The organism is Bacillus sp. JNUCC-21 (assembly GCF_041222765.1).
In the GTDB taxonomy this organism is placed as follows: domain Bacteria; phylum Bacillota; class Bacilli; order Bacillales; family Bacillaceae; genus Bacillus; species Bacillus velezensis.
The window spans coordinates 1739783-1754408 of record NZ_CP166019.1; the positions used below are offsets into that span (position 1 = coordinate 1739783).

Sequence of the window (14626 nt, forward strand, 5' to 3'; positions counted from 1 at the left end):
CTTGACAAGTATTTCCGACACAATTACAATGAAGTTGTAACATTTGTTTTTTTAACATGATTGTTAAACCATTTAAACTTGACAAGGGCATGAGAGACTCATTCCCTGTGAAGGTTCTGTATGTTGAGAAAATCAGACAATGTACATGCCGGCACTTATTTAAGCAAAAACCAAGTTCATAGCAAGAGGAGGTGAAAGTATGACCCCAATGACGGTTCTCATCTCCATTTTGCTGACTCTGCTCGGTTTAGTTGTTGGCTACTATGTTCGTAAAACCATTGCCGAAGCAAAGATTGCGGGCGCACGCGGTGCTGCCGAGCAAATCCTTGAAGATGCAAAGCGTGATGCTGAAGCACTGAAAAAAGAAGCTCTGCTTGAAGCAAAGGACGAAATCCATACACTTCGAATAGATGCTGAACAGGAAGTTCGTGAAAGACGAAATGAGCTTCAAAAACAAGAAAACCGTTTACTTCAAAAAGAAGAAAATCTTGACCGTAAACATGAAGGAATTGATAAACGGGAAGCGATGTTGGAGAAGAAAGATCATTCTCTGAATGAACGACAACAACATATTGAAGAGATGGAAAGCAAAGTGGATGAGATGATTCGTATGCAGCAGTCAGAACTCGAACGCATTTCGAGCCTGACACGGGATGAAGCGAAACAAATCATTCTTGACCGGGTTGAAAATGAGCTTTCACATGACATCGCCATCATGACAAAAGAAACCGAAAACCGTGCGAAAGAAGAGGCAGATAAAAAGGCGAAAAACATTCTGTCGCTTGCTTTGCAGCGCTGTGCAGCAGATCATGTTGCCGAAACGACGGTATCGGTCGTCAATCTTCCGAATGATGAGATGAAAGGACGTATCATCGGCCGTGAAGGGCGTAACATTCGTACGCTTGAAACGCTTACAGGTATTGACCTGATTATTGATGACACACCTGAAGCAGTCATTCTTTCCGGATTTGATCCGATCAGACGGGAGACGGCAAGAATCGCTCTTGATAAACTCGTTCAGGATGGCCGTATTCACCCGGCGCGCATTGAAGAAATGGTTGAAAAATCCCGCCGTGAGGTAGATGACTATATCCGGGAAATGGGTGAGCAGACGACGTTTGAAGTCGGCGTTCACGGACTCCACCCGGATCTGATCAAGATCCTCGGCCGGTTGAAATTCCGTACAAGCTACGGGCAGAACGTACTGAAACATTCTATGGAAGTTGCGTTTTTAGCCGGTTTAATGGCTTCCGAGCTTGGAGAAGATGCAAAGCTTGCCAAGCGGGCCGGTCTTCTGCATGACATCGGAAAAGCAATTGACCATGAAGTGGAAGGAAGCCACGTGGAAATCGGAGTGGAGCTTGCGACCAAATATAAAGAGCATCCAGTCGTCATTAACAGTATTGCGTCACACCACGGAGACGAAGAGCCGACTTCCATTATCGCCGTTCTGGTTGCTGCCGCTGATGCACTGTCAGCCGCAAGACCGGGCGCGAGAAGTGAAACGCTCGAAAACTATATCCGCAGACTTGAAAAGCTTGAAGAAATCTCCGAGTCTTACGAAGGTGTTGAAAAATCATTTGCGATTCAGGCCGGCCGTGAAGTTCGCATCATGGTGAAGCCGGACTCCATTAATGATTTAGAAGCCCATCGTTTGGCACGTGATATCCGTAAACGAATTGAGGACGAGCTTGATTATCCGGGCCACATTAAAGTGACCGTAATCAGAGAAACTCGAGCCGTAGAGTATGCAAAATAAAGTGATGCTTAGCGCATCACTTTATTTTTTTGAGTCCCTGAAAAGGAAGGAATGGAATGTATGAGAATTTTATTTATCGGAGATGTTGTCGGTTCCCCGGGCCGCGACATGGTAAAAGAATATGTCCCGAAACTGAAAGCGAAACATAAACCGCATTTTACAATTATTAACGGAGAAAATGCAGCACACGGAAAAGGACTGACAGAAAAGATCTACCACAGCCTGATGGAAGCGGGAGCAGATGCCATTACAATGGGAAACCATACGTGGGATAAAAGAGAGATCTTCGACTTTATTGATGATGTGCCGCATCTTGTCCGGCCGGCGAATTTCCCGGAAGGTACGCCGGGCAAAGGCATTACCTATATTAAATCGAACGGAAAAGAGCTTGCCGTCATTAATTTACAGGGACGGACGTTTCTTCCGCCGCTTGATGATCCGTTTGCTAAAGCGGATGAATTAATAGAAGAAGCGAAAAAGCGCACGCCGTACATTTTTATTGATTTTCACGCCGAAGCGACAAGCGAAAAAATTGCGATCGGCTGGTACACAGACGGAAGAGCCTCTGCCGTGGTAGGCACCCATACACACGTGCAAACGGCAGATAACCGCATTTTGCCGAAAGGAACGGCATATATTACTGATGTAGGCATGACGGGTCCGTACGACGGAATTCTCGGTATGGACAGAGAAACGGTCATCAAGCGGTTTAAAACCAATCTTCCCGTCCGGTTTACGGTGGCGGAAGGTAAAACTACGCTGAGCGGAGTGCTCATTGACATCGACGATCAAACGAAAAAAGCCGTAAATATCGAACGAATATTAATCAATGATGACCATATGTTCTTTGAATAGGTGATCATGTGTTTATTTTATAAAAATATTAAAAGGAAAAGCAGGAATATAGCAACTTCTTAGTGAATATAGTAGAAATGGAAGGTAGCCCGCTATTTTTGAAAAGCATTGTGGGGATGGCTTTTTGGATAGCAACATCTAATAATGATTGTTCTAATGAACACTCACTTATCCATTGTAAAACTAAGGGGGAGCAGAAATGGAAATCTTAAAAGTTTCAGCAAAATCAAGTCCAAATTCAGTAGCAGGCGCGCTTGCCGGTGTATTGAGGGAACGCGGAGCCGCCGAAATTCAAGCAATTGGGGCGGGTGCCTTAAATCAGGCTGTTAAAGCGGTTGCGATTGCCAGAGGCTTTGTCGCGCCAAGCGGCGTAGATTTGATTTGTATTCCGGCTTTTACAGATATACAGATTGACGGAGAAGAAAGAACGGCGATTAAGTTAATCGTCGAACCCCGTTAAAAACAAAAACATGACATTCTCAACCTGCTTGCGTAAGGCGAGCGGGTTGTTTTTATTGTTGTCATATTTTCTCACAATATTATATTGATAGTACGAAGAGATGATAAATGGCTTTATTCATATAATATTCAAAAAAAATCCCGCCCATTTTTCCGGACGGAAGCAGTTGTTTTCTCGGAGTGGACACTGGTGTTTACCTCCTTTTTATATCATGTTACAATCCAGTTATTACAGTGTTTTTTCGAGGAGGAGTGTACATGTTGGGAGGAAAGATGAAAGCTATCGTCAAAAATGAAAACGCTTTCGGAGCAACTCTGAAAGAAATTCCCATACCTTCCATTAATGAGAATGAAGTTCTCATTAAAGTACAGGCCGCATCTATATGCGGTACAGATGTACATATTTATAATTGGGATCAATGGGCGCAGAAACGAATCAAAACACCTCAAGTATTCGGACATGAATTCAGCGGTATCGTAGCGGAAACGGGCAAGCACGTCACAAATGTCAAAACAGGTGACTATGTTTCGGCTGAAACCCACTTCGTCTGCGGTACTTGTGTCCCTTGTTTAACAGGAAAACATCATGTGTGCACCCATACAAAGATCCTCGGCGTAGATACAGCCGGTTCCTTCGCTGAATATGTCAAAGTGCCGGCTCGAAATGTTTGGAAAAATCCCGCTGATATGGACCCCGCCGTCGCTTCTGTTCAAGAGCCGCTTGGCAACGCGGTGCATACGGTGCTGGAAAGCAGCCAGCTTGCAGGCGGTTCCGCTGCAATTATCGGCTGCGGACCGATCGGGCTGATGGCGGTGGCAGTGGCTAAAGCGGCCGGTGCATCCCGTATTGCGGCCATTGATAAAAATGATTACAGGCTGGCTCTTGCGAAGAAATTGGGAGCCACGATCACCATTTCAGCTGATAAGGAAGATCCGCTTGAGGTGATCGACACCTTAACAGGCGGAGAAGGGATCGACCTTGTCTGCGAAATGTCAGGCCACCCGGCAGCTATAGCACAAGGATTAAAGATGGCGGCCAACGGGGGAAGGTTCCATATGCTGAGTCTGCCGGAACGTCCGGTGACGGTTGACCTGACAAATGACGTGGTGTTTAAAGGACTTACCGTCCAAGGCATCACAGGCAGAAAAATGTTTGAAACATGGCGGCAGGTATCGCACCTGCTTGAATCCGGCCTTGTTGATCTGACGCCGGTGATCACGCATCAGTTTCCGCTTGAAGACTTTGAAAAAGGGTTTGACCTGATGAGAAAGGGCCAGTGCGGCAAAGTCATTTTGATTCCATAAGGGGAGGGTTCTATAATGAAAGAATTTGAATTTCTAAAAGCAGAGCTTGATAAAATGAAAGAAAATAAAACGTGGCAGCAAATGAAACAAATTGAAACGAAGCAGGGTCCGTCGGTGGAAGTCAAAGGGGAAAACGTGATACAGCTTTCATCGAACAATTATCTCGGTTTGACGTCGCATCCAAGGCTTGTCGAAGCGGCCAAACGCGCCGCGGAAGAATTCGGAGCGGGTACGGGGTCCGTCCGGACAATCGCCGGAACATTCACAATGCACAATGAGCTGGAGAAAAAATTGGCAAACTTTAAAAAAACAGAAGCGGCACTTGTTTTTCAATCGGGGTTCACAACGAATCAGGGCGTCTTATCAAGCATTCTTACAAAAGAAGATATCGTGATCTCTGACGAACTGAACCATGCTTCCATTATTGACGGGATCAGGCTGACGAAAGCAGATAAAAAGGTGTACCGCCATGTTGATATGGACGATTTGGAAAGGGTGCTGAAAAAATCAATGAATTACCGCATGCGCCTGATCGTCACCGACGGCGTATTCTCAATGGACGGCAACATCGCTCCTTTGCCTGACATCGTCAAACTTGCAGAGGCGTACGATGCCTTTGTGATGGTCGACGACGCGCATGCTTCCGGCGTACTCGGAAAAAACGGAAGGGGAACGGTTAATCACTTCGGTCTTGACGGAAGAGTCCATATACAGGTGGGCACATTAAGCAAAGCCATCGGAGTGCTTGGCGGTTACGCCGCAGGGTCGCAGGTTCTGATCGATTACCTGCGCCATAAAGGGCGTCCTTTCTTATTCAGCACTTCTCATCCGCCTGCGGTAACAGCCGCATGCATAGAAGCCATTGACGTCCTGCTGGAAGAGCCTGAGCATATGGAAAAGCTATGGGAGAACACGGCGTATTTCAAAGACAAACTGGTTCAAATGGGGCTGACCCTCACAAAAAGCGAAACACCGATCGTGCCGATATTAATCGGGGAGGAAGAAAAAGCCCTGGCATTATCAGACCTTTTATTGACCCGCGGCGTCTTTGCACAAAGCATCGTGTATCCGACGGTCGCCCAAGGAAAAGCGAGAATCCGCACCATTATTACGGCGGAGCATACAAATGAGGAGCTTGACCGGGCCTTGGAAGTTATCCGTTCAGCCGCAAAAGAGCTGCAGCTTGTGTAAGGGGGAAATGATTCCCTCTTTTTTATTTCTTATTGATTCTTATTCTCAATAAGGTGTACAATAATAGGCTGGCGGTTGTGCCAAACGCTTTTAACCAGTATACTTGAGGGTGGAAGTTTCGGTTGAAAGGAGACATTCGAACATGAATGAAAAGCAAAAGCAGGAAAGCGGACAAGTGAATCCGGCGGACAAAACATCCGAAAAGGATTACAGCAAGTATTTTGAAGCCGTATATATTCCGCCTTCTTTAAAAGATGCGAAAAAACGGGGCAAAGAATCCGTTCAATATCATAACGATTTTAAAATCTCAGAAGAATTTAAAGGCCTCGGTGAAGGCAGGAAATTTTATATCCGCACGTACGGATGCCAAATGAACGAGCATGATACGGAAGTCATGGCGGGTATTTTTATGGCGCTCGGTTATGAAGCGACAAATTCGGTTGATGACGCGAACGTTATTTTATTAAACACTTGCGCTATCCGGGAAAATGCTGAAAACAAAGTGTTCGGAGAGCTCGGCCATTTAAAGGCGCTCAAAAAAAATAACCCGGACTTGATTCTCGGCGTCTGCGGCTGCATGTCACAGGAAGAATCAGTCGTAAACCGCATCCTTAAGAAGCACCCGTTTGTCGATATGATTTTCGGCACGCACAACATTCACCGTCTGCCGGAACTGTTATCAGAGGCATATTTATCAAAAGAGATGGTCATTGAAGTGTGGTCGAAGGAAGGGGATGTCATTGAAAACCTTCCGAAAGTCCGCAACGGAAAAATTAAAGGCTGGGTCAACATTATGTACGGCTGTGACAAGTTCTGCACATACTGCATCGTACCGTATACCCGCGGAAAAGAACGAAGCCGCCGTCCTGAGGAAATTATCCAGGAAGTCAGAAGACTTGCAAGTGAAGGCTATAAAGAAATCACGCTGCTCGGTCAAAACGTGAATGCGTACGGAAAAGATTTTGAGGATATGACGTACGGACTCGGTGATTTAATGGACGAACTGCGTAAAATTGATATTCCGAGAATCCGATTCACGACGAGTCATCCGCGTGACTTTGATGATCATCTGATCGAAGTGCTCGCCAAAGGCGGCAACCTTCTTGACCATATCCATCTTCCAGTTCAATCAGGAAGCTCAGCGATGTTAAAAATGATGGCGCGCAAATATGACAGAGAACGCTATCTGGAGCTTGTCGGAAAAATTAAAGCAGCGATGCCAAACGCTTCACTGACGACCGATATTATTGTCGGTTTTCCGAATGAAACCGATGAACAATTTGAAGAAACGCTTTCGTTATATCGCGAAGTGGAATTTGACAGCGCATATACGTTTATTTACTCTCCTCGTGAAGGCACGCCGGCAGCGAAGATGAAAGACAATGTTCCGATGAGGGTCAAGAAAGAACGTCTTCAGCGCCTCAATGATTTGGTGAAAGAAATTTCAGCCAAAAAAATGAAGGAATATGAAGGCAGGACTGTCGAAGTATTAGTTGAGGGAGAAAGCAAAAATAACCCTGACATTCTTGCCGGCTATACGGAAAAAAGCAAGCTCGTCAACTTCAAAGGGCCGAAAGACGCCATCGGCAAGATTGTACGCGTCAAAATCGAACAGGCGAAAACATGGTCGCTTGACGGTGTGATGGCAGGAGAAGCAATCGAGGTGAAATAATAATGACGCTTTACTCAAAGAAAGACATTGTACAGCAGGCTAGGAACCTTGCGAAAATGATTTCTGAAACAGAAGAAGTTGATTTTTTCAAACGCGCCGAGGCGCAGATTAACGAAAATGAAAAAGTCTCTGCGATTATTAATCAGATTAAAACCCTGCAAAAGCAAGCCGTTAACCTGAAGCACTACGAAAAGCTTGAAGCGCTGAAACAAGTGGAAAGTAAAATTGACGCCCTGCAGGAAGAGCTTGAAGGGATTCCGATCATTCAGGAATTCAGAGATTCCCAGATTGAGGTCAATGACCTTCTTCAGCTTGTCGCACATACGATCTCAAATCAGGTGACAAACGAAATCATTACATCTACCGGAGGCAACCTGCTGACGGGAGAAACCGGTTCAAAAGTAAAACATTCGAATAACAGCTGTTCTATTTAAACACGGGGCCTTCATCGGCCCGTGTTTTTTTGCTTTTGAGAACTAATTGTAATATGTACTAAATTTTCATTAACTCACCGTTTTGTCCCATTTTACTGGAAAGTTTTATCATACTTAAAAGTAAAGTTTCTGGGCAGGGCTGCATACAATGAAACAGAAACTTTGTATTTTTATATTTTTATTATAAAAATGCACATGAGACAAATGCCCAGCATAAGATAACACGAAGAAGAACAAGGAGGCCTGCCGGAATGTCTGAATACAGGGAAATTATTACGAAAGCGGTAGTTGCGAAAGGAAGAAAATTCACCCAATGCACCAACACGATCTCACCTGGAGAAAAACCGTCAAGTATATTGGGCGGCTGGATTATCAACCACAAGTACGATGCCGAAAAGATCGGGAAGACTGTAGAAATTGAAGGGTATTATGATATAAACGTCTGGTACTCTTACGCCGATAATACAAAAACAGAAGTTGTAACCGAGAGAGTAAAGTATGTCGATGTGATTAAACTCAGATACAGAGACACAAATTACTTAGATGACGAACACGAAGTCATTGCCAAAGTGCTGCAGCAGCCGAATTGTCTTGAAGTCACCATTTCTCCTAACGGAAATAAAATCGTGGTTCAGGCAGAGAGAGAATTTTTAGCAGAAGTGGTCGGTGAAACGAAAGTCGTCGTCGAAGTCAATCCTGATTGGGAAGAAGACGATGATGATGATTGGGAAGACGATCTTGATGAAGAATTAGAGGACATTAACCCTGAATTTTTAGTCGGAGATCCTGAAGAATAAGTTGAGGCTAGGGGAGTTTAACACCCCAAGTCTCTTTTTTATATATAAAGATATCACTCTTTTGTTTATGTTATAATGGGATTCGGATAAGAGAAGATACATAGTGAGGGATTAAATGATGGCTAGTTACACGCCTATGATACAGCAATACTTGAAGATAAAGGCAGAGCACCAAGATGCCTTTTTATTTTTTCGGCTTGGTGACTTTTATGAAATGTTTTTTGAAGATGCAAAAAAAGCGTCACAAGAGCTTGAAATTACACTGACAAGCAGAGACGGAGGTTCGGCTGATAAAATTCCGATGTGCGGCGTGCCGTATCATTCCGCGGCGGCTTATATTGAACAGCTGATTAAAAAGGGCTATAAAGTGGCGATCTGTGAGCAGACGGAAGATCCGAAGGCGGCTAAAGGCGTTGTAAAAAGAGAAGTCGTCCAGCTGATCACACCGGGAACCGTGATGGATGGAAAAGGCATTCATGAATCGGAAAACAACTTTATCGCTTCCGTTTCCGAATTCCGTGACGGATACGGTCTCGCTTTATCGGACTTAACGACTGGAGAAAACCTGGCCGTATTTATTGAGCGGATTGAAGATGTCATGTCAGAAATTTACTCAGTCAGCGCAAAGGAAATTGTCGTATCAAGCAAGTTTAACGAACATACAGCTGCTCAGCTGAAAGAACGGTGCGGCGCCACGATTTCCATCGAAGACGGGGAAATAACAGAACGCATTGAAATCGCAAAGCACTTGCCGGGCGAAGAGCTGACAGAGACGTTTATGCGTTTATATACGTATTTGCAGAAAACGCAAAAACGGAGCCTGGATCACCTGCAGCCGGTTCAAGTATATGAATTGGAAGAAGCGATGAAAATTGACCTGTATTCAAAACGGAATCTTGAGCTGACGGAAACGATCCGTTCGAAAAGCAAAAAAGGGTCATTGCTTTGGCTTTTAGACGAGACGAAAACAGCGATGGGCGGCCGGCTTCTCAAACAATGGATTGACCGCCCGCTGATCAGGGCATCCCAAATCGAAGAACGCCAGGAAATGGTCGAGACGCTGATCAATCATCTGTTTGAGCGTGAAGATCTGCGAGAGCGCCTGAAGGAAGTATACGATTTAGAACGTCTGGCGGGCCGGGTCGCATTCGGAAACGTCAACGCAAGGGATTTAATCCAGCTGAAAGAATCTTTAAAACAAGTGCCGAGCATCAAAGAGCTTGTAGGGTCTCTTAACCATAAAAAAGCAAAAGAACGCGCCGGCTTGATTGATCCGTGCGGAGATTTGCTTGACCTGTTAGAAGAAGCCCTTCATGAAAACCCGCCGTTATCGTTAAAAGAAGGCAATTTAATTAAAGACGGCTATCATCAGAAGCTCGATGAGTACCGTGACGCCAGCAAAAACGGCAAAGACTGGATTGCCAGACTGGAGCAGCAGGAACGCGCTTATACGGGCATCCGTTCATTAAAGGTCGGTTTCAATAAAGTGTTCGGCTATTATATTGAAGTCACAAAAGCAAACCTTCATCTGCTTGAGGACGGACGGTATGAGCGGAAACAGACCCTCACAAACGCCGAACGGTACATTACGCCGGAATTGAAGGAAAAAGAAGCGCTTATTTTAGAAGCGGAAAACAACATCTGCGAGCTGGAATATGAGCTTTTTGCCGGACTGCGTGAAAAGGTGAAACAATTTATTCCGCGCTTGCAGCGTCTTGCCAAACAAATGAGTGAGCTGGACGCACTGCAATGCTTTGCTACGATCAGTGAAAACAGGCATTACACAAAGCCCGTCTTTTCTGATAATGAAGTAAAAGTCATTGAAGGGAGACACCCCGTCGTTGAAAAGGTGATGGACAGTCAAGAATACGTGCCGAACAACTGCCTGATGGGCGATTCGCGGGAAATGCTCCTGATTACGGGTCCGAATATGTCAGGTAAAAGCACGTATATGAGACAGATCGCACTTCTATCGATCATGGCTCAGATCGGCTGTTTTGTGCCCGCAAAAGAAGCGGTTCTGCCGATTTTTGATCAAATCTTCACGAGAATCGGGGCAGCGGATGATTTGATTTCCGGACAAAGCACCTTTATGGTGGAAATGCTGGAAGCGAAAAACGCGATTGTGAACGCCACAAAAGACAGCCTGATCCTGTTTGATGAAATCGGCCGCGGGACATCAACGTACGACGGAATGGCGCTGGCACAGGCGATTATTGAGTATGTCCATGATCATATCGGCGCTAAAACACTGTTCAGCACGCATTATCATGAGCTGACGGTGCTTGAAGATAAGCTTCCTCAGCTGAAAAACGTTCATGTGCGCGCAGAGGAATATAACGGAACGGTCGTGTTTCTCCATCAAATCAAAGAAGGAGCCGCAGATAAAAGTTACGGCATTCATGTCGCCCAGCTTGCCGAGCTCCCGGACGATCTGATCAGCCGCGCGCAGGAGATTTTGAAACAGCTTGAGCAGACGGGAGATAAACCGGAGCTTCCGGCGGTATCTGAGAAAAAGTCCGCCGTCAGAGAAGAACCGGCACAGCTGTCCTTTTTTGCTGACGGTGAAAAAGAACAGAAGGCACCGGCTGTTTCTAATAAAGAAAAACAAGTGCTTGAAGCCTTTAAGTCAATCAATATTCTCGATATGACGCCGCTTGAAGCGATGAATGAAATGTACAAGCTGCAAAAAAAATTAAAATAGAAAGAGGTGACGGACTTGGCAAAAGTCATCCAGCTGTCAGATGAACTTTCAAATAAAATAGCGGCCGGCGAGGTGGTCGAACGGCCTGCCTCAGTCGTTAAAGAATTGGTGGAAAACGCCATCGACGCAAACAGCACAGTCATTGAAATCGACATAGAGGAAGCGGGGCTTTCGTCGATTCGGGTGCTCGATAACGGCGAAGGTATGGAAACCGATGATTGCAAGCGGGCTTTCCGCCGCCACGCGACCAGTAAAATCAAAGATGAAAACGACCTGTTCCGGGTGAGAACACTCGGTTTCCGCGGAGAAGCTTTGCCAAGTATCGCGTCTGTTTCTCATCTGGAAATCAAAACGAGCATCGGCGAGGGAGCGGGAACCCATCTCATTCTTCAGGGCGGGAATATCATTTCTGAGCAGAAATCCTCCAGCAGAAAAGGAACGGAGATTATCGTTACCAACCTGTTTTTCAATACACCCGCCAGATTGAAATATATGAAAACCGTGCATACGGAGCTCGGCAATATTACGGATGTTGTCAACCGGATCGCTCTTGCGCATCCGGAAGTATCGATCCGTCTCCGCCATCAGGGGAAAAATCTGCTGCAGACAAACGGTAACGGGGATGTGCGCCATGTGCTGGCCGCAATTTACGGGACGGCGGTTGCGAAAAAAATGATACCGCTCCATGTCAGCTCGCTTGATTTTGAAGTCAAGGGCTACATTGCGCTTCCGGAAATCACGCGTGCATCCAGAAACTACATGTCATCTGTCATTAACGGAAGATACATTAAGAATTTCCCGCTTGTAAAAGCGGTGCATGAGGGCTATCACACACTTCTGCCGATCGGCCGCCATCCGATTACGTTTATCGAAATTACGATGGACCCGATTTTGGTTGATGTCAATGTTCATCCGTCGAAGCTTGAAGTCCGCCTCAGCAAAGAGACGGAGCTGCATGAGCTGATCCGTGACGGGATAAAGGAAGTGTTTCAAAAGCAGCGGCTTATTCCGAGCGCCCAGCTCCCGAAAAAATCAGCGCCGGCACCGGCCAAAAACGAACAGCAATTTATGACATTCGAGGAAAGCGCGCCTGAGCGGAAACTTCCTGAAAAAACGCCGGAGCCGTCTTACTCACCAATGAAGCTGAGTTCGGTCGTAAAAGAGCCTGAGCCGGTAATAATAGAAGAAGAGATCCTCCCGAATGAAGCGGATCACGATGTGCCGCCGAAGATCGGTATGCCCGAAACGGCAGCGCCTGTTTCCGATACTCCGGAACCGGAAGCTGTCGCTGAAGAAATACGGGAAGAAAGAGTTCCGGTGATGTATCCGATCGGCCAAATGCACGGGACATATATTTTAGCCCAAAACGAAAACGGCTTGTATATCATTGACCAGCATGCGGCCCAAGAACGGATTAAATACGAATATTTCCGGGAGAAAGTCGGGCAGGTCGAGCCTGAAGTGCAGGATATGATCGTGCCGCTCACCTTTCATTACGCGGCAAATGAAGCGCTGATCATTGACCAGCATCAGCATGAGCTTGAAAGCGTCGGAGTATTTTTAGAAGCATTCGGCACGAACAGCTACATCGTCCGCTGCCATCCGGCCTGGTTTCCAAAAGGGGAAGAAGCTGAACTGATTGAAGAAATCATTCAGCAGGTGCTTGACGCCAAACAGATCGATATTAAAAAACTGCGGGAGGAAGCGGCCATTATGATGAGCTGCAAAGGCTCAATCAAAGCGAACCGCCATTTGCGAAACGACGAAATCAAAGCGCTCTTGGACGATCTGCGCCGAACGACAGACCCGTTCACATGCCCGCACGGCCGGCCGATCATTATCCACCACAGTACGTATGAGATGGAGAAGATGTTTAAACGTGTGATGTAGCAGGGTTCTGTGTGGGTTGTACCCCTCGTGCCCACATTTTGCCCACAAGCAGCCTTACTAGTTTGAATGACCCGGCCTTTCAGAGATAACTTTTGAGTTTTTTAATTTCTGGCATAATTGTTGCATCGGTATGCCGTCAATCATGAAAATGATTGGTTTAACATCCAGCTGCTTTTCCGTCATATAAAAATTGTTTTTGGAGAGTATTTGGGGTTGGCGATGTAGTATCCTGTGTTTGGTGTAACCGTCTATATCGTCAATTGACTGCATTAATAGTAAAATAATTGGAGAAAACGGTTCCTGAAAAATCTGTGAAGAATTTAAATCAAATTGGAATTTGGTGAGATGACAATGTGCAAGTCAAGGGGGACTAGTAATTAGCCCCCTTACATTTAGTTATTCCTGCGGTTTTTTCTATTTTTGATCAAACTGAAAACCACTAAGAGAACCACACCGATAGCAACAATATAAAATGAAATTTCTGCTGCTGCGGTATTAATATTCTTAAGAACAAGGATAAGTCCTATTAAAACTATAGGAATGATGCAAGTTAGAATTTTTATAGCTTTTGGGCTCGGTTCAGCATTACTTTTATGTTCCATAGTTACCTCCGATCTTAGCACTTTAGAAAATAATCACTTTAAAGCTTAACACAGGATAAATTTGTTAAACACCAACAATAGCCCCGTTTAAATGAAAAGCCTAAGAGTTTTAGTAATCCGCCAAGCGGCTGTTGGGTTGCCAGTTCTTTTAGAGCACCCGCATAGCACGCATCTTCAACTGCACCAGTAAAATTGTCGATCATATTAAGAATTATTTCAAAACGCCGATTCCGCCCATAGCAGCTTTAACTTTAGCAGGTATTGCATCCCAATCTGCTCTTAGTGCTTTTGCATCCCAGGGCAATTTACCTTGAGCAGTAAACTCCGACCCATATAACATAGTCTATTTGTCTAATGTTTAATATTTTATATTTACTTTTTACACTTAATGATTTTATGTTAGTTTTGTTTTTGCACAGTAAAAAGCTGCGCGGCGCTTTCGTGAATTGTTGCAGCTAGGGCTGATTTGAAAAGAGTGTAAATTACGCCGTACTTTTCTAAGTTCAATTATGTTAATGTCAACATAACGTTGAATTCGGTGTAAGAACTAAGGTATTCTGATATATTTCGAGAGCCCGTATGGTTTAGTTTATCTTGAAGAAAAGGATTGAAATAATAGTCTTGATTGCTGGTCATTTCTAAAAACTGATTATCCCCTTCGGCCGCTTCGGCAATTGCTTTTCAAAACAAAAGCTCAATTTGTTTTCTTTTTATCCGAAACCCATATTCATCCTTCATTTTCTGAATAAAATTACCTAAAGAATTCATCTAAATTAATATTCTGATTTACTTATATATCAGCATAGCAATTTGTAAAAAAGGTCCAGACTGGTGCTTTTGTCGGGAGCAGAAAGTTTTTTTAACTTTACCGGAAAATCCATGGAAAAACGTGGTGTCATCTGGTAAAGTGGTTACAGTCGGCTGGGCGGCGGCAGCAGTCTGCCCGGATCTTTTAAAT

At 45.0% G+C, this 14626-nt stretch carries 11 protein-coding genes; 10 read left to right on the forward strand and 1 reads right to left on the reverse strand.

All coding sequences use genetic code 11. The annotated features are described in order from the left end of the window. The first annotated feature begins 199 nt into the window (after positions 1-199). The 10 genes from rny to mutL all read left to right on the forward strand — a co-directional run bounded on the left by rny (position 200) and on the right by mutL (position 13066). On the forward strand, positions 200-1759 hold the full coding sequence (gene rny / locus JNUCC21_RS08890) for a ribonuclease Y (RefSeq protein ID WP_003154140.1): 1560 nt from the start codon (positions 200-202) through the stop codon (positions 1757-1759). Positions 1760-1819: 60 nt separating this feature from the next. Continuing rightward, positions 1820-2614, forward strand: coding sequence for a TIGR00282 family metallophosphoesterase (locus JNUCC21_RS08895; protein WP_003154137.1), 795 nt, complete (start codon positions 1820-1822; stop codon positions 2612-2614). A 199-nt stretch (positions 2615-2813) separates the two neighbouring features. Next, positions 2814-3074, forward strand: a complete 261-nt coding sequence (spoVS, locus tag JNUCC21_RS08900) for a stage V sporulation protein SpoVS (protein WP_003154135.1) — start codon at positions 2814-2816, stop codon at positions 3072-3074. A gap of 257 nt (positions 3075-3331) precedes the next feature. Next, on the forward strand, positions 3332-4378 hold the full coding sequence (gene tdh, locus JNUCC21_RS08905) for an L-threonine 3-dehydrogenase (RefSeq protein ID WP_043021104.1): 1047 nt from the start codon (positions 3332-3334) through the stop codon (positions 4376-4378). 12 nt (positions 4379-4390) lie between these two features. Continuing rightward, complete coding sequence (locus JNUCC21_RS08910; RefSeq protein WP_139134431.1) at positions 4391-5569, forward strand: glycine C-acetyltransferase; 1179 nt, start codon at positions 4391-4393, stop codon at positions 5567-5569. A gap of 142 nt (positions 5570-5711) precedes the next feature. Continuing rightward, positions 5712-7241: a tRNA (N6-isopentenyl adenosine(37)-C2)-methylthiotransferase MiaB gene (gene miaB / locus JNUCC21_RS08915; RefSeq protein ID WP_012117585.1), complete on the forward strand. Its 1530-nt coding sequence runs from the start codon at positions 5712-5714 to the stop codon at positions 7239-7241. 2 nt (positions 7242-7243) lie between these two features. Next, complete coding sequence (locus tag JNUCC21_RS08920) at positions 7244-7675, forward strand: RicAFT regulatory complex protein RicA family protein (RefSeq protein WP_003154113.1); 432 nt, start codon at positions 7244-7246, stop codon at positions 7673-7675. A 251-nt stretch (positions 7676-7926) separates the two neighbouring features. Beyond that, on the forward strand, positions 7927-8472 hold the full coding sequence (gene cotE, locus JNUCC21_RS08925; RefSeq protein ID WP_003154111.1) for an outer spore coat protein CotE: 546 nt from the start codon (positions 7927-7929) through the stop codon (positions 8470-8472). A 118-nt stretch (positions 8473-8590) separates the two neighbouring features. Further along, positions 8591-11176: a DNA mismatch repair protein MutS gene (gene mutS / locus JNUCC21_RS08930; RefSeq protein ID WP_069007018.1), complete on the forward strand. Its 2586-nt coding sequence runs from the start codon at positions 8591-8593 to the stop codon at positions 11174-11176. 15 nt (positions 11177-11191) lie between these two features. Then, positions 11192-13066, forward strand: coding sequence for a DNA mismatch repair endonuclease MutL (mutL, locus tag JNUCC21_RS08935; RefSeq protein ID WP_069007011.1), 1875 nt, complete (start codon positions 11192-11194; stop codon positions 13064-13066). A 392-nt stretch (positions 13067-13458) separates the two neighbouring features. On the opposite strand, the gene JNUCC21_RS08940 is transcribed toward mutL, so the two are convergent. Beyond that, entirely contained in the window at positions 13459-13668 is a 210-nt protein-coding gene (locus JNUCC21_RS08940; protein WP_369878744.1) for a hypothetical protein, read from the reverse strand. Positions 13669-14626: the final 958 nt, after the last annotated feature.